This is a genomic window from Rhodococcus sp. IEGM 1330, from assembly GCF_033142445.1.
GTDB lineage: Bacteria > Actinomycetota > Actinomycetes > Mycobacteriales > Mycobacteriaceae > Rhodococcoides.
Genome location: NZ_JAWLSB010000010.1, coordinates 1 through 24,459, shown reverse-complemented (window position 1 = coordinate 24,459; position 24,459 = coordinate 1). Strand labels below are relative to the sequence as shown.

Here is a 24,459-nt window from a genome sequence, read left to right as displayed (position 1 = left end):
GTGCGGTGTCGCTCAATCGAGATGTGCCCTAGCTATCGCTCCCGCGAACAGTTCGGACACCGCGTCGGCGATGACTCCCTCGTCGATCTCCTCCGGATCCACCGAATGTTCGACGGCCAATCCGGAGATCAATGCCGCCAAAGACGTGGCGAGGCGTCGGGCATCGAAGTTCTTGCCGACGCCCCACTGGTCCGCGCGCTCGGCGATGAGGCGTTCGAGTTCGCCGCGCAACGCGCGACGGTCGGTGCGGTAGCGCTCGGCGACGATGGGGTCGCGTCCGGCGAGGATGCCGAATTCGACGGTCAGCAGCGGCCAGCGTGGTTCGGCCACCACCCAGGACGCGATTTCTCCGCCGCCTGCTCCGGCCGCTGCACGCGAGTCCAGATCGGATACGTGGGCCAGCACGCGGGCGGCGAGGTCGAGGGAACGCCGGGCGAGCAGTTCGGCGAACAGCGCTTGCTTGGACTCGAAATTGGAGTAGACAGCCCCCTTGGTGAAGCCGGCCCGGTCTGCGATATCGGTGAGTTTGGCTGCGGCATAGCCACGTTCGGTGAATTCTTCGGCTGCCGCGGCGAGCAGTCGGTCCCGTACGTCGGTGCGTTGAGGTCGTCGCCGATCCTGTGTCGACCCCCACTTTTCTTGCTCGTCGGCATTCACGATACCTAGAGTATTGAATACCTCGGGTATCGACAAGATTCAGGAGTCACCCATGCGCAAGATGTCATTGCTCGCCGCCGCAGTGCTCGTACTTCAGCTCGGCTTCATCCTCAGCTACGTCTCGGCGTTCCATCAGCCGACTCCGCACGCGATCCCCATCGCGGTGGTGACCGAGGCCGGTCTCCCCGAGGGGCTGGACCAGCAGACCGCCGACCGTCTCGACGCCATCGACGGCACCCCGCTCGAGGCACGCACCGCGGCCGACACCGCGGAGGTCCGTTCACTGCTCCGCGATCGGGACATTCTCGGGGCGTACGTCATCGGCGCCAACGGAACGGACACCCTCATCACCGCGAGCGCGGCGGGCAGTTCCGTGGCCACCGCGCTGGAATCGATCTTCACCGAGGTCGACGCCGCGCAGGGTCGCCAGTTCGTGGTCCGCGACGAGATTCCGGTCGGCGTGCACGACAACCGAGGGCTGTCCGGCTTCTACCTCTCGGTCGGCTGGGTCGTCGGCGGGTACCTGCTGGCTGCCGCCTTCGGACTGCTCATCGGCGCTCCGACCTCCCGCCGCGAAACCTACGTCCAAGTCGGCATTCTCGCGGTGTACGCGGCCGCATCGGGTGCGCTCGGAGCCTTCCTCACCACCCATGTCCTGGAAACCTTTGCCGGCCACTGGTTTCCGCTCACCCTGCTGGGTTCCGCGGTGGTCTTCGCCACCGGGTTGTTCACCATGGGCCTGCGCGCACTGATCGGCGTTGCCGCGGTTCCCGCCGCGATCGTACTGTTCGTGATCCTCGGAAACCCCAGCGCAGGAGGTGCTTTCGGGGCAGACGTCCTACCGTCGCTCTATGCTTCGATCGGTCGGTGGATCACCCCGGGCATCGGCACCGAGGGCGTTCGCAGCATCGTGTACTTCTCCGGCACCGGGCTGGGGCAACCCGCACTCGGCCTGACGCTCTACATCGCGATCGGCGCACTGCTGATGGGCGCGGCCGCAGTGCGTCGCCGGTCCGTGCACAACCCGGTGAGCCGACGCGAAACCAGTAAAGTGTGATTCCATGACCTCCACTTTCCCTCTGCCATTGCCCGATCTCGCCGTCCGCACACTCGGAGGCGCAGTCGTGTGGGCGAACGACGAGACGTTCGCGGAGAAGGAGAATCTCGTCCGGCCGGGCAAAGCCGACTATTCGACGGCGACGTTCGGACACAAGGGTCAGATCTACGACGGGTGGGAGACGCGACGCCGACGCGAGGCCGGGTACGACGAGGCGATCGTGCGTCTCGGAGCGCCAGGGGTCGTCTCGGCTGTCGTCGTCGACACCGCGTGGTTCACCGGAAACTATCCGCCGGAGATCTCGATCGAGGCCGCCGAGGTCGACGGATTTCCATCACCGGAAGAGCTTCACACCCAGACCGAGTGGACCACCATCGTCCCGCGCAGCCCGGTCAACGGCGACAGCGAGAACAGGTTCGCTGTTGCCTCCGACGCGCGGTGGACGCACGTGAAGCTGTCGATCTATCCCGACGGCGGAGTGGCGCGGTTGCGGGTGCTGGGTCGCGGCAAGCCCGACCCCAAGTTCCTCGCTGCCGGTCCGGTCGACCTGGCTGCACTCGAGAACGGTGCGTACGTCTCGGCGTGCTCAAACATGTTCTACAGCTCACCCAACAACCTGCTCTTCCCCGGTCCCCCGCGGTCGATGGGTGAGGGCTGGGAGACCTCGCGTCGACGCAACGACGCGAACGACTGGGTTCAGGTGCAGCTCGCCGGTACCGGGCACATCTCTCTCGCCGAACTCGACACCACCTGCTTCCTCGGAAACGCGCCAGGTGCGGCATCGCTGCGGGGCCGGCTCGGCGACGGCGAATGGATCGAACTGTTGCCGCGAACGACGCTGCAGCCCGACACCCGGCATCGCTTCGTACTCACCCACGACACCCCGGTCTCCGAGGTGCGAATGGACATCTTTCCCGACGGCGGCATGGCGCGATTGAGACTGTTCGGTGATCTCGCGGGAGTGGAGCCTGCGGAATGACCAGATGGGCAAGCCTTCTGCGTAAACGGTCGCGGGGCAATAGGGTTGGACCATGTCCCGGCTACTTCATCCGAATGCAGCCCATGTGGCCGACACTCTGATTTCACGTGGTCATCACGGGGTGGTGGTGAACAGTCCGGAGGGCACACACACTGCCGCCGATGCCGCTGCGGCACTGGGCGTCGAGGTGGGCGCGATCGTGAAGTCGATGGTGTTTCTGCTGGGCGACGAGCCGGTGCTGCTACTGGTCTCCGGTGCCCACAACGTTCATCTCGAGCACACCGGTGAGCGTCTCGGCGGCACGTTGATGCGCGCGCCTCTCGACACGGCCAAGCATGCAACCGGGCAGCCGATCGGGGGGATCGCCCCGGTCGGCCACCCCACCAACCTGGACACGTTCGTCGACCAGGATCTGGCCGGATACGCCGAGGTGTGGGCGGCCGCCGGTCACACCAACACGATATTTCGGTCCACGTTCACCGAGTTGGTGCGGATCACCGCAGGTCTGGCGATCGACGTCACCTGACCGTCAGCTCAGGACGCGAGAGTCGGGGCGATCGGTGCGCCGAGGACCGCGTCGACGACGTCGATGTCGAGTCGGGTGCCGCGGGATTCGAGCAGCGGCAGTACTCCGTTGTTGATCAGACCCGACTGGCGAGCGACATCGCCGAGCACGGTCAACGTCACGCCGTCGGCCACATCGGCCGCAGTGACATCGGAGATCAAACTGGCCAATCCCGCCGGCGTTCCGACGTAGCGGATCGACGACGGGCTGGTCGGCGCATCCAGTGCGGAGAATTCCCGACGGGCCGTCCGGGCATCGGCCGCGATGTGGATCTCGAGGTCGAGAAACACTGCCGTGCTGTCGGCAGATTCGCCGCGGTCGACGGCCTCGGCCCGCACCCGGGCTCGATGTTGCTGGGATTCCCGCAGGTCGGAGGCCTGGATTCGGACTACGTCCGTCTCGGGAGCGGCGGTCAGTTCGGTCCAACCCGCAGTGAATTCGACGGCGACGCGGGTGAAGTTGTGCGACATGAGTGATGGTCCTGATTCTTCAGTCGGTGAACGCATTCGGTCGGAGCGGAGCCGAACTCGAACACGACCCGGACGCAGTGCGGCACAGATCCACGTATCTGTTGCACCAATGGCGGTTGCCCGTCCACACGACACTCACGGTCATGACGCCATGCTAACTGTCTGCGGGGGTGCACGGGGATCCAACCCACGCGGCGCTGTGCCCACCCACCCCGTCCACCCGTCCGGCCAGCTCGGGGAAGGGTCGCGGGTCGGGTACGGGGTTCCACCAGCCGGCGTCCTCCGCGTAGTGCCAGTTCGGTCCCGACTCGACCAGGGCGGCGAGGGCGTCGACGAGTCGATCCACATCGGCCGACGAGCTGCCGAGGCCGATACTGGCTCGAACCGCTCCGGCCGCGTGCCCCAGCCTGCTCAGCAGTGGGTGTGCGCAGAACTTTCCGTCGCGCACGCCGATTCCGTGTTCGGCGGACAGGTACGCAGCGACCTCACCGGGATCGCGTCCGGCGACGGTGAAGGTGACGATGCCGACACTGTCGGGTGAGTCGGCCCACACCTGGAGCTGCTCGACGCCGTCCAGTGCGGCCAGCCCGTCGCGCAAGCGGGACGATAGCTCGTGCTCGTGTTCCTGTAGTTCTGCGTCGTCGAACCCGGCGATGGCCTCGCAGGCCGCAGCGAGTGCGGCAACTCCGAGCACGTTGGGCGTGCCTGCCTCGTGCCGCTGCGGTGCCGGAGCCCAGTCGGTGTGTTCGATGCTCACGCTGCGCACCGCGCCGCCGCCGGCCAGGTGCGGCTCACCGAGGTCGAGCCAATCACGTTTTCCCACAAGCACTCCCGCGCCGAACGGGGCGTAGAGCTTGTGCCCGGAGAACGCGAGGTAGTCCACGCCGAGTGCGTCGATGTCGACCCGACGATGCGGCACCAGCTGAGCACCGTCCACCGCGATGCGCGCGCCGTGCCGATGTGCAAGAGCGGCGAGTTCCGCGATGGGCAGCACCTCACCGGTGACGTTAGATGCACCCGTGATCGCCAGCAGCGCAGCAGGTTTCGCGGCGAGTTCGGCGTCGAGACGCGCGATGGTCTCGGCCAGGGTCGACGCAGCCACCACCACTCGTCGATCACGCCACGGGAGCAGATTCGCGTGGTGTTCGATGTCGAGCACCACGGTCTCACCCGGCACGCATGCGGCCAGCAGGTTCAGCGAGTCGGTGGTGTTCCGCGTGAACACCACCACCGAGTCCTTCTGCGCACCAACGAAATCGGCGACGGTCACCCGAGCCTTCTCGTACGCCGCCGTGGAGACCCGTGAGGCGTAGCCGGCACCGCGATGCACACTCGAGTAGAACGGCAACAGCTCCGCGATCCGATCGGTCACCGCGCCCAGTGCCGGCGCGCTGGCGGCGTAATCGAAGTTTGCGTATGTGCATGTGCCGCCCTGCACCAGCGGTACCTGCAGATCCGTGCCCGAAACAGGGGCAAAAGGAGCACAGGGGCGGGAAAGTACAGATGTCATGACAGATCAAGCCCTCACGTTCGAGGGACCCGCAACCGAAGGATGTGGTGAACGAGTCCGCGCTTGCCGCGCCGGTTTTCCGGCGTCAGCCTGGTCGTCACCCGGAGCACCCCACCGCGGAGGAGGGTTGCCGACCAGCTAGCCGGGGCTTGATGCTGGTACTCGTGACCGTGGGGAAGACGATCGCAAACTCGCTGCGGTTTTGTCAAGCCGGGACTCACACGTAGGCAGCAGTAGGATTCCCGCGGTGGGAAGGCGCGCTCGTTCACCTGCTGGCAAACAGAACGTGAGATAACCAACGGCGCTGCTGTTCGTCAGCACCACAGAGTCATTTGCCAACGCAGAGTTACATGCAAAACGAATGAGAAGGACGCCCGGTTGTCTGTGCATCAAGAGAACGATCTGCCGGGTTCGAGCGCGGACATCGCACCTGCACCGGCGGCGTTTCTTCGCTCACCCCAGGCTCCACCCGCCCGGACGCTCATCGACGTTCTCCACGACACGGCCCATCGCTTTCCCGACGCCCCCGCCATCGACGACGGAACCGTGTCGGTCAGTTACTCGGAGTTGTTGGACGACATCGCCGAGGGCGCTCAGTGGCTCGCCAACGCCGGTGTCAGGCGCGGCGATCGCGTCGGCATCCGCATGCCGTCGGGGTCGTTCTCCCTCTATGTCGCGATCCTGTCGATTCTGAACGTCGGTGCCGCCTACGTTCCGGTCGATGCGGACGATCCGGAGGAGCGCGCCGAGTTGGTCTTCGGTGAGGCACAGGTGACGGCCATCGTCACTGCGGGCGGCATCGCCGCCGGTACTGCCCCGAAGCAGGACGTTCCTCAGCACGACCTTTCCGAACACAATGCCGGACCGCCCACCCCGCAGGACGATGCGTGGGTCATCTTCACCTCCGGTTCCACCGGCACACCCAAGGGCGTTGCGGTCAGTCATCGCAACGCGGCGGCGTTCGTCGACGCCGAGGCCCGCATGTTTCTGCAGAAGGACCCGCTCGGTCCGGGCGATCGGGTGCTGGCCGGACTGTCGGTCGCGTTCGACGCGTCGTGCGAGGAGATGTGGCTGGCGTGGCGGCACGGTGCGTGTCTGGTTCCCGCGCCCAGGTCGTTGGTGCGGTCCGGTTTCGATCTGGGCCCGTGGCTCGTCTCCCGCGACATCAGTGTCGTCTCGACGGTGCCCACGCTCGCGTCGCTGTGGCCCGCGGTGGCGCTGGAAGCGGTGCGGTTGCTCATCTTCGGCGGCGAGGCATGCCCGCCGGAGTTGGCCGAGCGCCTCGCCGTCGAAGGCCGCGAGGTCTGGAACACGTACGGCCCCACCGAGGCGACGGTCGTCGCGTGCGCGGCGATCATGGACGGCACGGGTCCGGTCCGGATCGGGCTCCCCCTCGACGGGTGGGACCTGGCTGTGGTCGACGCCTCCGGCACTCCGGTGCAGATCGGTGAAGTCGGCGAGTTGGTCATCGGCGGCGTCGGGCTCGCTCGGTATCTCGATCCGGCCAAGGACGCCGAGAAGTACGCGCCCATGCCGTCCCTCGGGTGGGACCGGGCGTACCGCAGCGGCGATCTGGTCAAGCTAGAGCTCGAAGGTCTGTTGTTCCAGGGTCGCGCCGACGATCAGGTCAAACTCGGCGGCCGACGCATCGAGCTCGGCGAAATAGACAATGCGCTGCAAGCACTTCCGGGCGTCGGCGGTGCGGCGGCCGCCATCCGCAAGACGGCCGCAGGTAACTCGGTGCTCGTCGGATATCTCGCCAGCACCAACCCCGATTTCGATCTCGAAGCCGCTCGCGAATTGCTCGCCGAGCAGTTGCCTGCAGCGCTGGTTCCGCGGCTCGCTCTGGTGGACGAGATGCCCACGCGCACCTCGGGCAAGGTCGACCGCAATGCGCTGCCCTGGCCCCTGCCCGGCATGGCGGGCGCGTCCTCGCTCGGCGGCACGGCGGGGTGGGTGGCCGAACTGTGGACCAACATCCTCGGCGCGCAGGTTTCCGACGAGAACGCCGATTTCTTCGCCAACGGCGGTGGCTCGCTCTCGGCTGCTCAGTTGGTGACGGCGTTGCGCGAGCGGTTCCCCGAGATCACCGTCGCGCAGCTCTACGACCACCCGCGACTGGGTTCGCTGGCACAGTATCTCGACGACCTCGAGCCTGTCGTCGAGGCCATTCCTCGTGAGGTCGCACCGACGTCGCGCACCGCGCAATGGGCGCAGATCGCGGCAACGGTTCCGTTGACCACCCTGACCGGATTGCAGTGGGTCACCTGGCTCGGGCTGCTGTTCAACGTCATGTCGTGGTTCGGCGACGTGCCCTGGGCTCCGACGCTGTCGTGGTGGTGGGTGCTCGTCGCATTCATCCTGTTCATCACTCCGGTCGGCCGCATGGCGATCTCGGTGATCGGATCTCGCATCCTGTTGGCGGGCTTGAAACCGGGCGCGTACAGGCGCGGCGGCAGCATGCACGTCAGGCTGTGGGCGGCAACGAGATTGACCGATGCCAGTGGTGCGTCGAACCTCTCGGGCGCACCGTGGATGGTCTACTACGCGCGCGCTCTCGGTGCCAAGATCGGCAAGGGTGTCGACCTGCACACGATGCCGCCGGTCACCGGCATGCTCGAACTGGGCGACGGCTGCTCCATCGAGCCCGAGGTGGATCTGTCCGGGCATTGGATCGACGGCGATCTCGTCTACATCGGCGGCGTCGAGATCGGTGCCGGCGCCACCGTCGGCGCCCGCTCGACGTTGTTGCCCGGAACCAAGGTCGGCAAGAATGCCGTCGTCACCGCGGGCTCCGCCGTCGTCGGTCGAGTGAAGGCCGGTCAGATGTGGTCCGGTTCGCCGGCCCAGAAGGTCGGCAAGGCCGATCACCCGTGGCCCGCGGAAACGCCGCCGCGCGCGACGAAGTGGGTGTTCGCGTACGGCGTCGCGTCTCTGTTCCTGTCCGGCATGGCACTGTTCTCGATCGGTGTCAGCCTGGTGCTGATGGGCTGGTGGATTCACACCGCGGACTCCGTGTTCGACGCCTTCGTACGTGGTCTGGTGATGTTGCCCGTCGCGACGTTGGTGTCGTTGGCGGTGTTCGCGGTGATCACCGTCGTCGCGGTGCGGTTGCTCAGCATCGGGCTGATCGGCGGCTACCACCCGGTGCGTAGCCGCATCGGCTGGCAGGTGTGGGCCACCGAGCGCCTGATGGACTCGGCGCGCACCTTCTTGTTCCCGCTCTACGCGTCACTGTTGACGCCGCATTGGCTGCGGTTGCTGGGCGCGAAGATCGGCAAGGACGTCGAGGCGTCGACGGTGCTGATGATTCCCAAGTTCACCACCGTCGCCGACGGCGCGTTCCTCGCCGACGACACCATGGTCGCCAGTTACGAACTCGGCGGCGGCTGGATGCATCTGGGCGACGCCAAGGTGGGCAAGCGGGCGTTTCTCGGTAACTCCGGCATGACCGGGCCCGGGCGAACCGTCCCGAAGAACGGCTTGGTCGCTGTGCTGTCCGCGACTCCGGACAAGGCGAAGTCCGGCTCGTCGTGGCTCGGCAGTCCGCCGGTGCGGCTGCGTCGTGCCGCCGGTAGTGCGGACTCGTCGCGCACGTTCGATCCGCCGCGGAAGCTGAAGGTCGCCCGTGCACTCGTCGAGACGTGTCGGTTGATTCCCGTCGTCGTGACGTTCGGTATCGGTCTGGCCGTGTTGTTCGGGCTGACCGCCGTCGCCGACGCCGTCGGGTACTGGTTGGCTGCGTTGGTCAGTGGTCTCGTGTTGCTCGTCGCCGGTTTCGTGGCTGCTGCGGTGTCGGCGTTGGCGAAGTGGTTGTGGGTGGGCCGGATCGGCAAGACCGATCATCCGCTGTGGAGTTCCTTCGTGTGGCGCAACGAGGTGGCAGACACGTTCGTCGAGACCGTTGCCGCGCCGTGGTTCGCGCGCGCCGCCGAGGGCACCGCAGTGCTGAACATGTGGCTGCGGTGGCTCGGTGCGGATATCGGCCGCGGGGTCTGGTGTGAGACGTACTGGCTTCCCGAGGCCGATCTGGTGACGTTGGCCGACGGTGCGACGGTCAACCGAGGGTGCGTTGTGCAGACGCACCTGTTCCATGATCGGATCATGTCCATGGACACGGTCGATCTCGGCAGAGGCGCAACCCTGGGACCACACTGTGTTGCTTTGCCTGCATCGGGTATAGGTGATGGTGCGACGGTGGGGCCTGCCTCCCTGGTGATGCGCGGCGATACGGTTCCCGCGCATACTCGTTGGCAGGGCAATCCGATCGCGCCGTGGGCCAAGGGTGATCCCTTTCCGCGTATTCGCGACGACCGAAACGAGGGGTGATCTTCAATGCCGGACAGGCTTGTGGCACCGGTGTTCGACGTCGACTCCAGTGACAATCCGATCGATACGTATCTTCCGCAGAACGGCAATCGCGGCTATCGCGTCTCGCGCTACGAACTCGACCTCGAGTACAAGGTCGAGAGCAACCGGTTGACGGGCAAGGCGAAGATCACCGCGGTCACCACAGCGACGGTGTCGAAGTTCGCGTTCGACCTCGGCCCGGCGATGAACGTGTCGAAGGTGTCGGTCAACGGTTCACGTTCGGTGAAGTTCAGCCACCAGCGCGGCAAGCTGAAGATCACGCCCGCCAAGCCCATCGCGTCGGGTGCGGCACTGGTGGTCACGGTGGCGTACGGCGGAACACCCAAGCCCATCAACGGTTTCTGGGGTGAGGTCGGCTGGGACGAGCTCACCGAGGGCTCGATCGTCGCGAGTCAACCGAACGGTGCCGCGTCGTGGTTCCCGTGCGACGACCATCCGGTGTCCAAGGCCAGCTACGGCATCACCATCACCACCGATTCGCCGTACTATGCGGTGGCCAACGGAACGTTGGTGCGCAAGCAGACTCGCGCCAGCCGCACCACGTGGGTGTACGAGCAGCCCGAACCGATGGCCAGCTACCTCGCGACCATCCAGATCGGTCCGTACGAGCATCGCATCGTCAGCCCGGGGCCGGTGCCGATGAAGGCCATCACTCCGCCGCGCCTGCGAGCGCAGTTCGATCACGACTTCGGCCGTCAGCCGCAGATGATGGATACATTCGTACGGCTCTACGGCCCTTACCCTTTCGCGTCGTACACCGTGGTGGTGACCGACGACGATCTCGAGATTCCGATCGAGGCGCAGGGGCTGTCGATCTTCGGTGCCAATCACTGTTCCGGTTCCCGGTACTACGAGCGTCTGGTGGCGCACGAGTTGGCGCACCAGTGGTTCGGCAATTCGCTGACCCTCGGCAAGTGGGCCGACATCTGGCTGCACGAGGGATTCGCCTGCTACTCCGAGTGGATCTGGGCCGAGAACTCCGGCGGCGCAACGGCTCACGACAAGGCCAAGCGCGCGCACACCATTCAGCGCGGTTTGGCCATGGACATGCAGCTCACCGACCCGGGGCCTGCTCGCATCTTCGACGACCGCGTCTACAAGCGCGGCGCACTGGCACTGCACGCACTACGACGCACCATCGGCGACGAGCGCTTCTTCGGACTGATCCAGGAGTGGACCTCCAAGTACCGCTACTCGACGGTCGCAACGTCGGACTTCACCGACCTCGCTTCCCGCTTCGGTTGCCCCCGAAGTCTCTGGGACGCATGGCTTGTGGACAAGCGACTGCCGTCGTTGCCGTAGATTCCCGGCTGCAAATCGGCTCCCCAGTTTCGGATATCAGCCTGCAATCGGAGGCCTGAATCCAAGTCTGGGGAGCCGATCTGCCGGTCAAACCCGCCGGCGCCGCTTCTGCGCGTAGCCGATGGTCAAGAAGCCCGCTGACATCGACGCGAAAAGATTGATCGGCGACGCGATCGCACGGCCGACACTCGCATCGAGTGCCACGACCTGAAACAGCACCCAGAACACGATGACGCCCAGCACAGCGAAAATCGGCCAGGGTCCGGAGTAGTTGTATTTCACGCTCGCTCCCGTCGTTCGAGGCTGACGCGGTCCACCGTACCTACCGACTACGCCTGCTCAGCGCTACGCGAGCGACACCGTCAACCCAGCAATCGCGTAGCCGTACAGCGCCGTCGTTGCCAGTGCTTGGCGCCAGAACCCTCTCGGGAACGACGCTGCCCAGCGTCCCTTGCCGTCCAGTTGCAGATCGCAGGGGAAGTCGCTGATGGCCATGGCAGACGACGGGTGCTTCGAGTGCGCGAGCACCACCCCGGTGGTGAACGGCAGTCCCCGAACGAACAGGTGACCGCGCGCGTCCCCGGCCCGGTAGCGCACTGCGGATTCGGTGACAACCCCTGTGTACCAACGCCGTTGGACGTTCCAACCGGTGGCGTGCGCGAGGCGAAGGTTGCGGTCGCCGCGCAGTGCGGTGTCCACGCTCTCGACGTCGGCGATCACTCCCCAGCGCAACATCGACATCCACCGCACGATCGTCCCGACGCGGAATGTCGATGCACCCAGCAGCACGATCGCGAACACATAGGGCACCAGAGCGGGATATCTCGACCAGCTTGCGGCCGGCACGATCACGGCGATCAGAAACCAGTACGCCTCATGTCGGTTCCATACGGTCGCACCCGCGAGCGCCACCGTCGGAGGTACCCGATGCGGCGGGACCGTGCGCGAGGACTGCAGCATGATGCCGCTGATCCTAGAGCCGAACCGGTCAGCGTGCACCCACGCACGGAGCGCTCTGTCCATTCAGAGAATGGCACGATGCCTGCGTACCATCCACTGATGTCGAAACGGTGGTGGGGACTTGTCATTGCAGCCGCGATCACCGTGGCTCTCGTGTCGCTCGCGTCGAATATCACGAGCGAAAGCCAGTTGTCTGCTCAGGCAAACACAGTGCTGGCCGTGCGCTCGACCCTCAGCAAGTTGGTGAATTCGGGTGCCGTGTGGGCCGGCCTGCCTATCCTGTCCGGCTGGCTGGTCCGCCGTCCACTGCACGCATTCGCGGCAGGGATCGTCGCGAGTCTGCTGGCGTTGGTGGTGCACTACGGTGTCGGGCAGCTGCTCGGGATGTTCGACGTGACCGTGTGGGCGGGGAACCGAATGTGGTTCGCTCTCGCCCTTGTCATGGGCGGCCCGTTGGGTCTGATCGGGGTCGCAGCACGAGGCGGCAGCGCGTCAGGTTTGATCGCGCGTCTGGTCGTCCCCGCCGGCGCCATGATCGAGCCGTTCTTTCGGGGCATGTTCAGCGTGCCGACGATACTGCCGTGGCCCGAGCGCGTCGCCAGTGTCGCCGCAGGCGTAGTCCTCGTCGCAGCGGGAATCGTGGGTGCCGCGGTGTTGATCCGCCAGCGGCGCAAGCAGTTCGGAGCGCAGCACAGATCCAACCTCCGTCCTACGGCAAGTGAGCAGACGTCTTCGATCGCACCACCAGTCCGCAGATTCCGGCCATCACCGCGCCGAACCCGAAGATGATCGGATAGGTCACCACGCCGGGCCAGGTCTCGGTGAGCGCCGACAGCACAGCGGGCACCGCGAAGCCGAGGTACGTCAGCGAGTAGAACACCGCAGTGAGGCCGGCGAGATCATCAGGGCCCGCAATGCGTTGCACCTCTTGCAAACCCGACACCAGCGCCATGCCGTACCCACATCCGAGCACCGCTGCGGCGATCAACGCCGCGGCAATGGTCAGCACTGACGCAGCCCATGCCGCGACAGCCATACCGACCACCAGCAGAGTCAGCGCAACCAGAGCCCCTCGCGCATTGGCGGGTGTGTCGATCCGCCGCCCGACGGCTTGAATCGCAAAGCCGGAGCCGAGAGCGATCACCGCCATCGCAGCAGAGAGGGCCACGGGGTAGCCGCCACCGGGCTCGTCGGCCAATGCGTCGGCCATCAGCGACGGCAGCACCGCGTAGGCGACGCTCGCCGCACCGAACACCCACGGAGCCAACGGCAGCACGACGAACAGGAACCGCCGATGGGATGCGGACGGGATCCTCAGGTCGTCGAGCAGGCGCTTGTTCTTCGATGCCACTGTGGTCGTACGTGTTTCGGGAACCGAGAGCATGCCGACACCGGCGACGATGCAGATGAGCACGTGCACGCTGTAGGCGAGGTGGGTCGGCCAGGGTGCCCACTGTGCGAGCACACCGGCAACTCCGGCGCCGAGGGCAAAGCCCGCGGTCAGGGACATCGCGGCGCGGCGCGCTCCGGCACCGGGCTTGGCAGTGGCATCGCGGCTGGAGAGTTCCTTGACCCAGCTACCGCCCACGGCCATGCCGATTCCGAGCGCGATTCCGCTGAGCACGCGGCCACCGAAGAGCAGGTACGCGTTGTCCGGTCCGAGCGCGATCAGGATGGACCCGGCCGCGGCAATTGCGGGGGCGGGCAACATGATCGGGCGTCGACCGAGCCGATCCGAGAGCGGCCCACAGACCAGCATCGCCGGAATGATGCCCAGGACGTAAGCGAACAGGAACGTATCGACCACCACGGCCGAGAAGCCATGATCGAGCCGATACATCACCAATAGTGGCGTGAACTCGTTACCGCCCCACGCCACGGCGAACATGCCCGACGCGACCAGCAGCCAGCGTCGTGCAGTCAGCTCGATATCTCGATCGTTCGTGATCGTTTCACTCATCGCGATCCCCCTCTGTCCGGTCGTAGGCCGTGCACCCCGAGCATGTGTTGTTCGACGGCCCGCTCGAATCCGTCTGCGTCGCCCGCCTCGATCAGGTCGGTGAGTCGGCGATGGTCGTCGACGATGCGCGAGATCTGACCCGGATCACGCGTCACCGAGGCTGCCGTCATCCGCCGCTGACGCTCGCGAAGTCCGTCGTAGAACGCGTCGAGCAACGGGTTGCCGCCGGCACGGACGACGGTGCGATGGAAGTCGGCGTCGACAGCGCTGAATTGTGCGGCGGTACCGTCCAGGGCCAGCTGTTCTTGTAGCTGCAAGTTCTCGCGCAGCGCGGCGACCACAGATTCGCGGGCTTTCGCGTCGTCGATGAATGCGCGGACACTGCCCGCCTCGACGAGTCGACGCGCGTCGACGACACTCTCGGCCTCACCCACCGCGATCGGCACCACCAGTGCCCCGCGCTTGGGGTACAGCCGCATCCACCCCTCTACTTGCAGACGCAGAAAAGCCTCGCGTACGGGTGTGCGACTGATCTCGAGCCGGGTCGCGATCTCACCCTCGCTGACAAGCTCACCGCCGGGAAGTTCTCCCGAAACGATGAGCTCCTTGACCGTCGCATACGCCGTATCGGCAGCAGACTTCGTCTCGGACACAACATAGATACTAGATGCACCTCAACTGCGCACCAAACCGTGCCGAGGAAAGGGGTCGGTCAGGGCACCCAGTGCCGTGCGGCGATGTCGTCGATGATCGGGTCACCGTCCTGCGCCGCGTCGAGTGCGTCGAGGTCGTCGCGCAGGGCGTTCAGGCGTGGGTCGTCCCCTTCCGCCTGTTCGGCGGCGGTGCCTCCGTCGTCGGCGAGTTGCGCGAGGAGTTTCGCGCGGACGCGATCCTTCAGTGTGTCGCTCATTCGTCGTCACCCTTCTTGAACACGCGGCGGGCCGTGGGGATGAGCGCGATGAGCACGCCCAGCAGCACGATGATCGAGAAAATTTCCAGCAGCACAGCTACTCCTAGTCGTGTCAGGTCGGGGCGATCGCGGTGCCCCACGGGGTGTTGCGCACCACGGTGAAGACGGTCAGGGCGACAACGAGCACCGCTGCACTGGGGCGACTCGGTCGAGGAAGTGCCGGCCGAGTTCCTGTCCAACGCGCCCGGAGCCACAACCCCCACAACCCGACGGCCACGACAACGCACACAACCGCAACGACATTGCTCGACGCGGCCGCGGCGACATCTCCGCGGGTGAGGTCGCCGAGAGCCCGGGTCGTACCGCATCCGGGGCACCACAGTCCGGTCAGAGCGTGGAGCGGGCAGGGGAGATACGTCGAGGTTCGTGGGTCACGGACGTGCAGCAGGACTGCCCCACCGACAGCGGCAGTGGCCACGCCGAGGGGTGCGGCGATGCTGCGTCCTCGCGTCGGTGCCGTCATGCCCCTGAGCTTAGGAGTTTCAGGGCTCGACGACGATAGATGCCGTCATGTCCGGATGCGGGGTGCAGTGGTAGGTGAAGGTGCCCGCGGTCTCGAAGGTGTGCGTGAACTGTCCGGTCTCCATCACTGCGCTCCGGAACGAGTTGTCGTCGGCCACGACGTTGTGGGCCATGCCGCGGTCGGCGAACACCCAGGTGACGGTCTCTCCCACCGAGATAGTCAGCGTTTTCGGCGAGTACATCCGATCGGCGACGGTCACCTGGTTCTCGGCGACGGGTTCGGCGGGTGCGGCCGGGGTGGTTGCGGTGGAGCAGGCAGTCAGGGTCGACGTGATCATCAGTGCCGCGAGGAGTCCGAATGCCTTCATGTCCCCGACGGTACCCAAAGGGCTCATTCCCGCCGGCCGAGGATGTATTCGGCCGTCAGTGCAATCGAGCGGTCGGTGTCCTGCGCCAGTCCGTGCAAAGCCTTCGATGCCGCCGACCCCGGGATGCTCGCCAGCGCCTGTGTCACTCGCAGTCGCGTCGGCACATCTCCTGGCCCGTCCATCAGCGCCGCCACGATCGAGTCAGCGGATCCCAGCGCGCCAAGGGCATCGGCGGCGTCCACATCGTTGGTGCCTTCGAAGACCATCTCGATCAGCGTCGGGACCGCATCGGCAACCCCGCGCGCACCGAGTTCCAGCGCAGCGACCCGCCGGACCTGATCGTCGTCGTGAGAGAGCGCCTCCCGCAGCACGTCGGCCGCGGCGGGATGTCGAATCTCCACGAGCGTGTCCACGGCGCGGCGTCGAACTTCGGGATCCGGTGAGTCCAGGCCTTCCCGGAGCGCTACGACGGCGTCGCCTCCGGTCCGAGCGAGGGCCCACCGAAGTGCGCCTGCCACATTGGGCGCAGGCTCGCGCAGCACCGCTTCGGCCAACGCGTCCGCCGGAATGGGCCGATCTCCTGCGGCAGACAGCGCCGCCGACTGGCGCTTCCCCGCACTGACCGACTCGAGATCACCGAGTAGCGCGACGGTGCCGAGTACATCCTCCCAGTCCTCGGGCCGCGGGTCGCCGATTCGACGCAACCGCGTGAGCAACTCGGTATCTCGCGCGATGCGTTCCTCGGCACGGGCGGCGAGCTCGTCGACGAGTCCGGAGGCCGCGAAACTCGGGTCGTCGAGCGCGCGACCGACGTCGTTCAGCGACAACCCGAGCGAACGAAGAGACTCGACGTGGAAGAGGCGTCGAACATCCTCCGGGGCGTACTCGCGGTAGCCGGTGCTGCTGCGCGAGGTCGGGCACACGAGCCCCAACCTGTCGTAGTGCCGGAGCATGCGCGCACTGACGCCCGACCGCTGCGCCACCTCACCGATCAACATTGTTCCATCTCACCCCGCCGTGTCGACTACGCCAAGGGCATCGACACGCTTGGCCTCGAACACTGCGAACCCCGCGTCCGGATCTCGGAGCAGCGCCTCGGTGGCCAGCGCGTGGGCGCGCACGGCAACGTCCTTGCTCGACGAGGCGTGCAGGAGCATCGGTTCGATCACCGATCCGAGCGCCACGAGCGCGCGGCTGAGGCTTCGCTGAACGTCGTGCCCACCTCGGCCGAGTTGAGTGGACAGCATCGTCGCCAATGCTGATTCACCTCCTGCCGGCACCAGGACCACCGCTGCCCGCCATGCGCTTCGTGCCACCTCGTCGTCGCAGTCGGCAATCAACGGCTCGGTGATGACCTGCCACGCCGCTTTATCTTTGACCTTGGACAACGTGTGCAGTGCCTGGCTTCGAGCGAGGACTCCTCCGGTGCGCACCTGATCGATCAGCCGCGGAACCGTCAGCGGCGAGGGAAGCCGAATCAACGCCCAGGTCAACATTTCCCGCACCTGAAAATCAGGTTCGACAGCGCACCGCTGCAACAGGGCGTCGAGATACCGCGGGTCCGGTGAAGTCCCGATGTCGAGTGCAGCCCGGAGACGGACCGACGGATTGCCGTGCTGGAGTGTTTGGTTCATGACGGTCAGCCAAGACCTTGTCACGGTGTGAAGGTCAAGCCCCACCCAGCACATCGGCCAGTGTTCGGTTCATCGTGTTCAGTGCCCGCACCGCGCCCCGCAGCGGGCCGGGCGCATTGGTCGAGGTGAGCATCACGTCCAACACCGTTGTCTCGGTGATCTTCTCGGGCGGATCGACGTGCTCCCCGGCGACAACTGCCTCCACCTGGCGTACGGTGTCGCGCACCAGGGCCGCGGCGTCGCGCAGAGCTCGGGCGGTCTCTGCCGAGGGTGCCGTGTCGGGGTCGGCGCGTGACGCCAGCACACCGGCTCGGGCCAGTGCGTGCGCTGATCGACTGCTGACGGCCAGCACACGCAGCAGTCGCTTCGCGCCGCGTCTGCTGCGGGTCGTGGGCCCGAGTACCAACGGCTTTCCGGACGTCAGAACGTCTTTCAGGGCATTGTCGAGTGTGCGCGTCGACGCCACCAGGTCGGTCGCACCTCCCGGCGCGAGAACCGATTCGACACTCGTGTCGATCAACGCGTCCAACTGTTCGAGGTAGGTGTCGACGTTGCCCACCAGTGTCTTTCGGGTGCTCGTCGAGAAGATGAAGTAGGCCGAGGCCATTCCGACGGCACCGCCGACAGCGGTCTCGACGATGCGAAGCTCGAGCACCTCGATACTGAACGTGCCCAACAGCCCGTAGAGCATCGCGAGCAGGATGGTCACGAAGAACGACAGCAGCGCATACGCGACCGTCACCAGGTAGAACGCGAAGAAGACGCAGACGACGATCAGCACCAGTTGCACGGGCTGGTTGCTGCCCACCAGTGCGGCGATCACCACGCCTGCGAGCACGCCCGCAATGGTTCCGAGGACGCGTTGGCCTGCCCGCGTGAGGATTTCGCCTCTCGTCGACGCCCCCGTGAACACCAGGAACGCCGTCAACACCGCCCAGTACCAGCGGTCGGGAGAGACGAGTTCACCCAGCACCGTTGCGGCACTGGTCGCGACGGCTACCTGGATCGCGGCCTTGGTGCTGGGGTTCAGTCCGCTCGGCGCGTCCTTCACCACGGGGTCGGACGGCTCGATATCGGGGTCCGCCGATGCCGAGACTGCATTGGTGGTGATGTGATGAATAGCGATGTGCGCCTGCGCGGCTCGCTGCGCGGAAACGGTCGCGATTCCGGCGGGGGTGGACGGGTCGGCCCGCTCAGCTGCTGCCGCCGCCAATCGGCGAGCCGCCCGCAACTGTTCCGAGGACGGTGTGTTCTGCAGACACGACCCGAGCGCGGTGGTCGCCTGCCCCAGGGCCGTCGGCCACGGTTTGGCGGGATCGAGAGCCCACAGCGAGCTGACGAGCTGCTCGGTCGCGATCTGGGCGTCGAACACTCGGAGCGAGAGATCGGCGCTGGTGACGCTGAGCAGCTGCCCGGCATCGTGTCGGTCGAGCCAGTCGTCGATCATCAACGCGGTGTTGCCGAGCCGATCGAGCCTGCGGCGCACCAGGTTCAGGTCGCGGCTCTCCCCTGCCGACGCCGCCTCGAGCACCGAGGCCGATACCGCCCGCATCTCGAACAGCAGCCGGCGCACCTCCACGACCGGCCGGTCCGGGAAGATGACGGCTCGCACGAACAGGGCGATGACCAAGCCGCCGAGGATGGCCGCGATCAACATCGGCAGCTGCCCCGGAGTCGCGCGCAGGAACAGTGCGAAGAAGTACGAAATGAACGACACCATCCCCAGCGCCGTGCCGCGAGGGCCGAATCTGCGCACCCACACCGCCGCGAACAGCACCGCGATGAATCCGACATCGGCCACCTTGCCGAGCTCGGAGAGCAACGCCGCCAACGTCACTGCCGCCGATGCAGGCAGCGCCATCAGCGCGGTGGTGACCAGCCGACCGCGCTGATCCCTGTCCTTCACCGCCGCCGACGCCTGCATCGCAACGACGGTTCCGAGCATCGCGACCGTCACCGGTTGGCCGATGGCGCGGGTGGTCAGCACCAGAGTCACCATCGCCAACAGCACCGTCAGCGTCGTCGCCGACGCACTGCGCAGCCGTACCTGCCCCGGATCCGAGGCGTCGAGGATTCGGGCGAGGCGCTTCATTCCCCGATTCTGCGCTACGGCTCAGCCTCGTGCCGCCCGGATCGCAGGGGCCGACGAATGCGGTAGCAACCGACTCATGTCCGACGGCGTGATCACCTCCACGATCGCCGATTCGTCCAACCGATACGGCTGCGTGGAGATGATGCCCGCGAGGTGTTTGCGCAGCCGCGACATCTCGGCCCGCACGGTGATCGCGCGGCCGTCGTCGCCGAAGAGATCCGCCGCCATCTGCGCGGCAGTCCGCCCCTGGCGATCGGTGGCGAGCAGGTACAGGATCTCGGCGTGCCGAGGCGTCGGCTCGTGGGTCCACTCCCCCACCTCGCTGCGCACTTCGATGCGAGGCTTCTGCGAATTGCGCAGGTCGATGCGAATTCTCGTCGATCCCACATCGGCGACGCCGGAATCCGTTGTGCTGGTCGGTCGGACGAGCCATCCGCCCGGCAGCGGCTCGAAGTCGCACACGCCGAGGGTCGGCAGCCAGAAGCGTCCCGTCGCCAGGTCCTCGGGCAGCAGGATGCGATTGCGCAGCGCCACCGATTCGACTGCCGCGACCCAGCCGTTCGCGTCGACGGCCAGGGCCGGGGATTGCAGTCGCGCGAGCATCGGTGCGGCCACCGAACGCAGTCGATCGAGTGTGCTCCGATGAATTTCGCGCAGTTGGGATTCGGCCAACCGTGCGACGGCGTCGACCAGCGCGATGGTGGTGGGATGTACTGTCTTGGCCGGTCCGCTGACGTCGATGGCTCCGAGTACTTGACCGGTTCGCGGATCACGAATGGGCGCTCCGGCGCAGGTCCACGAATGATGGCTGCGCACATAATGTTCGGCCGAGAAGATTTGCACCGCACGGCGTGAGACCAGGGCCGTTCCGATGGCGTTGGTGCCCACCGAATCCTCGGCCCAGTTGGCTCCTTCGACGAAACCCAGGCCGTCGGCCCGGTCCAGCACCGAGGTCGATCCGCTGCGCCACAGCACCCGGCCGTTACGGTCTGCGACGACAAGGATGTTGTCCCCGTCCTGCACCACCGATTCCAGGCCGCGAGCCAGATCGTCGAGGATGTCGAACAACCCCGATTCCCGACGGCTCAGCTCGAGGTCGGAGACATCCATCTGCGTTTCGGCGGGGTTCCCCAGCTCGGGGTCGATACCCAAGGTCTGCAGCCGTCGCCACGAATCGCCCACGACCTCCCGGGGGCGTGCGGGCGACTTGCCGCCGGTCATGGTCGCGTCGTACACGGCAGTGAGAATCTGCGCGTAGCGGCGCGGGTCTTCGCCGGCCGCCAGCGCAGGTTCGGGACCTGTCGACTGCGTCATCACAGTCAATTGTGCTCCAGCTCACAGATCGACATCAACGGGGGCTACCGATAGACCAGACCGCCGTCGATCAACGGTGCCTGGCCCGTCATGTAGTCCGAGTCGGGTCCGGCGAGATACGAGACGAACGCCGCCACGTCCTCGGGCGTCTGCGCACGACCGAGCGCGATGCCACCGACGAACTTGTCGTAGGTTTCACCCTCCGCGGCACCGGTCAACTCGGCGAACCGCTTGTCGATGGTCACCCACATGTCGGTGCCCACCACGCCGGGGCAGTACGCGTTGACGGTGATGCCGTCCGAGGCGAATTCCTTGGCAGCGGCCTGAGTCAGCGCTCGAACGGCGAATTTCGTTGCGCTGTAGACCCCGAGCATCGCGAACCCGTCGTGCCCGGCGATCGAGGACGCGTTGATGATCTTGCCCTTCGAGCCCTGCGCCTTGAATTTCGCTGCGGCAGCTTGGATTCCCCACAGCACACCGTCGACATTGACGGCCCAGATCTTCGCGACGTCCTCCGGCCGCACATCGTCGATCGGGGCGACCTGCGCGATGCCCGCGTTGTTGACGATGACATCGAAGCCACCGAGCGCCTCGTGGGTGTGTTCGACGGCGGCGAACACCTGGTCGCGATCGCTGACGTCGGCGACGAATGTCGTTGCCTTCGAGCCTGTTCGACGTACCTCGTCGGCCACGCCTGCAATCTTGTGCTCGTTCAGATCCGCCAGGGCGATATCGTGACCGTCGTTCGCCAACCGCAACGCGATGGCCCGGCCGATGCCCTGTCCCGCTCCGGTCACCAATACCGCGCTCATGAGACTGCTTCTGTCGAAGGATCGACCAGAACCTTCATCTTCGTGCCTGCGTGCAGCGCCTCGAACCCGTCGTCGATGACCCCGTCGAGCGCGATCTTGTCGACCCACCCCGTCGTGTCGTAGTGGCCCTGGCTCATCAGATCGATGACGGCCTCGTAGTCGGCGGCGGTGTAGCAGAGCGAGCCCTGGATTCGGGATTCGTTCATCACCAGCTTCTGCAGCGGTGTGGTCAGGGGCTTTTCGTAGATCGCGACGCTGACCAACGGCTTGCGCGCACCGATGCAGCCGAGCGCGGCCTCGACAGCAGGTTGCACGCCTGCCGCGTCGTAGATGGCGTCGGCACCCTTGCCGTCGGTGAGGTCGGCGATGTAGGCGGGGATGTCGAGAGCCGTCGGATCGAGAGTCTTCGCGCCGAGGGCTTCGATCGATGCGCGACGCGTCGGCGAAGGTTCGACGACGTAGACGTTGTCGAGTCCCTTGCCGCGCAGCGCGAACCACAGTCCGATGCCGATGGGGCCGGCCCCGAACACCATAGCGGTGTCCTCGAGCTTCGGATCCCCCAGTGTCGCAGCATGATAGGCGACCGACATCGGCTCGACGAGGGCTCCGAGTTCGAGGGAGACGTTGTCGGGCAAGGCGTGAATCATGTCGGTGGGCACCACGGTGTACTCGGCCATTCCGCCGTCGGACATCAGTCCGTGGAAGCCGATCTGAGCGCAGATGTTGTAGTTGCCCGCGCGGCACGGTCCACAGTGGCCGCAGCGGTACAACGGCTCGATGGCAACGCGGTCGCCGACCGCGATGCCGGTCACGCCTGCGCCGAGCTCGGTGACGGTTCCCGAGAACTCGTGCCCGAGTATCAGCGGCATCTCCTGACCGGTGAGCGGGTGCGGAGAGGTAGGAATGAAGATCGGGCCTGCGTAGTACTCGTGCAGGTCGGTTCCGCAGATTCCGTTGAACCCGATCTTGATCTTGACCTGGCCTTCACCGGGATGGGGCTCGGGAACGTCGGTGATCTCCACCTTGTTGGGTCCGTAGTACACAGCTGCGCGCATCGGTTTTCACTCCTGACTGGATTGGATATGCACACAGGTCTATGTGACCCGGAGCACAACCGCCAGGGTTGCAGCACGTTGCATCGCAGTCAGGCCACCGCGTCGACGGTGCCGCAAGGACATCAGGATTCCATGACGATCACCTGTGCACCGCCGCCGAGCAACGTCACCGCTGACAGACCGAACATCGCGTGAAAGGCGGTGCTGAAGTGCGATGGTGAGGCGAAGCCTGCCTCGATGGATGCCCGGGTCAAGTCATCGCCAGCGGCAACTGCGGCACCGACGTGAAGCATCCGCGCCCACAATCGATATCGGCGAAAGCTGGTTCCTGTCTCGGCAGCGAACACGTGCAGAAATCGTGACGTCGACAAGTTCACTGCAGCAGCCAGATCGGCGGCCGACCCAACGGCTCCGGGTTTTCCGCGCACCATCTCCATCGCGTCCAGAATTCGCTCGTCGATCTCCAACAGTTCCGGACCGCGTATGCATTCCGAGATCGCGACCGGGTCAGGTTCGGGCAACGACGCCAACTCCATCAGCGCAGATTCGGTGTCGAGGGTGAGCCCGAAGTCGCCGTGCCTCGTCACCGTGCGATCGAGTATCGCCTGCGCTCGAGAAGCTCCGGGATCGAAGTACGCGAACAACATTCGGTCTCCATGCGACTCGATTCGGTGGACTGTCCGCGGCGCGACGGCAGCACTGCGAACGCACCATTGTCCTGATGCTTTGTCGCGCAACGTGAACGGCGCGTCGACCCCGGCCGCGAAGCACAATACCGATCCGGAATGAAAGTCGAGCTGCAGCGACGGTCCGAGGTAGACGGCATGCCCGGCCCACAACCACAGTGTCGCTGAGGAACAGCACGTTTCTGGAAGCGCTCGAGCCGGCATGCCCGCCATGCTGTCACCACGCCCCGCGCAGGGGAAGGGCTTCCGACACAAAACTCGAAGAGGGGCTGCAGACTATGGATCTCCGCAACGAACTCGGTGAATCGACGACGATCACCGTGGACTCCGGACCTGTCCGCGTGTACGAGCAAGGTTCCGGTGCCACGCTCGTCTTCGTCCACGGGCTGTTCGCGAACGCAGCAGTGTGGCGCAAGGTCGTACCCGCACTCGCCGAAAACTATCGATGCATCACTGCGGATTGGCCGTTCGGTAGCCACAGGTTACCGATGAAGTCCGATGCCGATCTGACTGCGACCGGTCTCGCCGCAATCGTCGCCGAGGTTATCGAGGCCATGGATCTACGCGACGTCACCCTCATCGGCAACGACGGCGGCGGCATGCTCACCCAGCTGACGATCACCCGTCATCCCGAGCGCATCGCCCGCATCGTGCTGACCCCGTGCGATGCGTATGAGAATTTCCCGCCTCCGATGTTTGCGTACCTGTGCTGGATGGCCCGCGTTCCGGTGACCTTCGAGCTGGTCAGTGCTGCGATGCGGGTTCCTCTCCTGCGCCGACTGCTCGGGCGGTCACCGATCGGCTACGGCGGACTCAGCCATCACAAAATCGACGACGAGCTGCTGGACCATTACTTCACACCGGTGCTCGAGCGTGGAATTCGACGCGATGTTGTGCGGTTCTTGCGCTCGGTGGACCGGAGCTACACGCTCGACGCTGCCCCATCGTTTCCGGAAGTCGATCGACCTGTGCTTGTCGTGTGGGCCTCGGACGACAAGTTCTTCCCCCTCGAACACGGTGAACGCCTGGCACGGGACTTTCCCCACTCCCGATTCGTCCTGCTCGAGAACTCCCGCACCTGGGTTTCCGAGGACCGACCCGAAACATTGATATCGCTCATCGATGAATTCGTCCGTGAACCCGAAATCGGGTGCAACCGACCGCGGTGACGCTCGATGTCAAGCTGTCTGGAGTCGGTTGTCGTTGATTCCCACGCTCGATGCGGGCCGGGGTGT

Annotated in this window: 24 protein-coding genes and 1 riboswitch; of the genes, 7 read left to right on the top strand and 17 right to left on the bottom strand. The window is 65.8% G+C overall.

Features of this window, described 5'->3' with window-relative positions; all coding sequences use genetic code 11:
• Window positions 1-12: 12 nt before the first annotated feature.
• Window positions 13-657, bottom strand: a complete 645-nt coding sequence (locus R4P57_RS21110; protein WP_317804808.1) for a TetR/AcrR family transcriptional regulator — start codon at window positions 655-657, stop codon at window positions 13-15.
• 52 nt (window positions 658-709) lie between these two features.
• On the opposite strand from R4P57_RS21110, the gene R4P57_RS21105 reads away from it, so the two are divergent.
• Genes R4P57_RS21105 through R4P57_RS21095 form a run of 3 tightly spaced genes read left to right on the top strand, consistent with a single transcriptional unit; the run spans window position 710 to window position 3,219 of the window.
• Entirely contained in the window at window positions 710-1,714 is a 1,005-nt protein-coding gene (locus R4P57_RS21105; protein ID WP_317804807.1) for a hypothetical protein, read from the top strand.
• Between the two features lie 4 nt (window positions 1,715-1,718).
• Entirely contained in the window at window positions 1,719-2,693 is a 975-nt protein-coding gene (gene alc, locus R4P57_RS21100; protein WP_317804806.1) for an allantoicase, read from the top strand.
• A 52-nt stretch (window positions 2,694-2,745) separates the two neighbouring features.
• Window positions 2,746-3,219 (top strand): YbaK/EbsC family protein, encoded by a 474-nt coding sequence (locus R4P57_RS21095; RefSeq protein ID WP_317804805.1) that lies wholly within the window; start codon window positions 2,746-2,748, stop codon window positions 3,217-3,219.
• Between the two features lie 8 nt (window positions 3,220-3,227).
• Here the strand turns inward: R4P57_RS21095 and R4P57_RS21090 are convergent, their stop codons facing one another.
• On the bottom strand, window positions 3,228-3,728 hold the full coding sequence (locus R4P57_RS21090; RefSeq protein WP_317804804.1) for a hypothetical protein: 501 nt from the start codon (window positions 3,726-3,728) through the stop codon (window positions 3,228-3,230).
• 154 nt (window positions 3,729-3,882) lie between these two features.
• A complete protein-coding gene (locus tag R4P57_RS21085; RefSeq protein ID WP_317804803.1) occupies window positions 3,883-5,238 on the bottom strand; it encodes an aminotransferase class V-fold PLP-dependent enzyme in 1,356 nt (451 codons plus the stop codon).
• A 54-nt stretch (window positions 5,239-5,292) separates the two neighbouring features.
• Window positions 5,293-5,408, bottom strand: a riboswitch (SAM riboswitch).
• A 214-nt stretch (window positions 5,409-5,622) separates the two neighbouring features.
• Here R4P57_RS21085 and R4P57_RS21080 point away from each other — a divergent pair.
• Window positions 5,623-9,567: a Pls/PosA family non-ribosomal peptide synthetase gene (locus tag R4P57_RS21080; protein ID WP_317804990.1), complete on the top strand. Its 3,945-nt coding sequence runs from the start codon at window positions 5,623-5,625 to the stop codon at window positions 9,565-9,567.
• Window positions 9,568-9,573: 6 nt separating this feature from the next.
• Complete coding sequence (locus R4P57_RS21075) at window positions 9,574-10,911, top strand: M1 family metallopeptidase (protein WP_317804802.1); 1,338 nt, start codon at window positions 9,574-9,576, stop codon at window positions 10,909-10,911.
• A gap of 87 nt (window positions 10,912-10,998) precedes the next feature.
• Here R4P57_RS21075 and R4P57_RS21070 read toward each other — a convergent pair whose 3' ends face one another.
• Complete coding sequence (locus tag R4P57_RS21070) at window positions 10,999-11,193, bottom strand: hypothetical protein (protein ID WP_317804800.1); 195 nt, start codon at window positions 11,191-11,193, stop codon at window positions 10,999-11,001.
• 63 nt (window positions 11,194-11,256) lie between these two features.
• Entirely contained in the window at window positions 11,257-11,871 is a 615-nt protein-coding gene (locus R4P57_RS21065) for a hypothetical protein (RefSeq protein ID WP_317804799.1), read from the bottom strand.
• 99 nt (window positions 11,872-11,970) lie between these two features.
• Here R4P57_RS21065 and R4P57_RS21060 point away from each other — a divergent pair, with 99 nt between their 5' ends.
• Window positions 11,971-12,660, top strand: a complete 690-nt coding sequence (locus R4P57_RS21060) for a hypothetical protein (RefSeq protein ID WP_317804798.1) — start codon at window positions 11,971-11,973, stop codon at window positions 12,658-12,660.
• Here the strand turns inward: R4P57_RS21060 and R4P57_RS21055 are convergent.
• The 12 genes from R4P57_RS21055 to R4P57_RS21000 all read right to left on the bottom strand — a co-directional run bounded on the left by R4P57_RS21055 (window position 12,581) and on the right by R4P57_RS21000 (window position 23,428).
• On the bottom strand, window positions 12,581-13,831 hold the full coding sequence (locus R4P57_RS21055; RefSeq protein ID WP_317804797.1) for an MFS transporter: 1,251 nt from the start codon (window positions 13,829-13,831) through the stop codon (window positions 12,581-12,583). The genes R4P57_RS21060 and R4P57_RS21055 overlap by 80 nt on opposite strands.
• Window positions 13,828-14,484: a GntR family transcriptional regulator gene (locus tag R4P57_RS21050; RefSeq protein WP_317804796.1), complete on the bottom strand. Its 657-nt coding sequence runs from the start codon at window positions 14,482-14,484 to the stop codon at window positions 13,828-13,830. Before R4P57_RS21050 ends, R4P57_RS21055 begins: the two co-directional genes overlap by 4 nt.
• 59 nt (window positions 14,485-14,543) lie before the next feature.
• Window positions 14,544-14,741, bottom strand: coding sequence for a hypothetical protein (locus R4P57_RS21045; RefSeq protein ID WP_317804795.1), 198 nt, complete (start codon window positions 14,739-14,741; stop codon window positions 14,544-14,546).
• A gap of 112 nt (window positions 14,742-14,853) precedes the next feature.
• Window positions 14,854-15,264, bottom strand: a complete 411-nt coding sequence (locus R4P57_RS21040; protein WP_317804794.1) for a DUF2752 domain-containing protein — start codon at window positions 15,262-15,264, stop codon at window positions 14,854-14,856.
• Between the two features lie 19 nt (window positions 15,265-15,283).
• Entirely contained in the window at window positions 15,284-15,631 is a 348-nt protein-coding gene (locus R4P57_RS21035) for a plastocyanin/azurin family copper-binding protein (protein ID WP_317804793.1), read from the bottom strand.
• A 23-nt stretch (window positions 15,632-15,654) separates the two neighbouring features.
• Window positions 15,655-16,629, bottom strand: coding sequence for a HEAT repeat domain-containing protein (locus tag R4P57_RS21030; protein WP_317804792.1), 975 nt, complete (start codon window positions 16,627-16,629; stop codon window positions 15,655-15,657).
• Window positions 16,630-16,638: 9 nt separating this feature from the next.
• Entirely contained in the window at window positions 16,639-17,265 is a 627-nt protein-coding gene (locus R4P57_RS21025) for a HEAT repeat domain-containing protein (RefSeq protein WP_317804791.1), read from the bottom strand.
• Window positions 17,266-17,299: 34 nt separating this feature from the next.
• On the bottom strand, window positions 17,300-19,357 hold the full coding sequence (locus tag R4P57_RS21020; protein WP_317804790.1) for an FUSC family protein: 2,058 nt from the start codon (window positions 19,355-19,357) through the stop codon (window positions 17,300-17,302).
• Window positions 19,358-19,378: 21 nt separating this feature from the next.
• A complete protein-coding gene (locus tag R4P57_RS21015; RefSeq protein ID WP_317804789.1) occupies window positions 19,379-20,671 on the bottom strand; it encodes a GAF domain-containing protein in 1,293 nt (430 codons plus the stop codon).
• A gap of 44 nt (window positions 20,672-20,715) precedes the next feature.
• Window positions 20,716-21,483: an acetoin reductase gene (locus R4P57_RS21010; protein ID WP_317804788.1), complete on the bottom strand. Its 768-nt coding sequence runs from the start codon at window positions 21,481-21,483 to the stop codon at window positions 20,716-20,718.
• A complete protein-coding gene (locus R4P57_RS21005) occupies window positions 21,480-22,538 on the bottom strand; it encodes a 2,3-butanediol dehydrogenase (RefSeq protein WP_317804787.1) in 1,059 nt (352 codons plus the stop codon). Before R4P57_RS21005 ends, R4P57_RS21010 begins: the two co-directional genes overlap by 4 nt.
• A gap of 122 nt (window positions 22,539-22,660) precedes the next feature.
• Window positions 22,661-23,428 carry an AraC family transcriptional regulator gene (locus R4P57_RS21000; protein WP_317804786.1) on the bottom strand — a complete coding sequence of 256 codons (768 nt, stop codon included), beginning with the start codon at window positions 23,426-23,428 and terminating at the stop codon, window positions 22,661-22,663.
• Window positions 23,429-23,502: 74 nt separating this feature from the next.
• Between R4P57_RS21000 and R4P57_RS20995 the strand changes: the two genes are divergently transcribed.
• A complete protein-coding gene (locus R4P57_RS20995) occupies window positions 23,503-24,393 on the top strand; it encodes an alpha/beta hydrolase (RefSeq protein WP_317804785.1) in 891 nt (296 codons plus the stop codon).
• Window positions 24,394-24,459 lie beyond the last annotated feature (66 nt).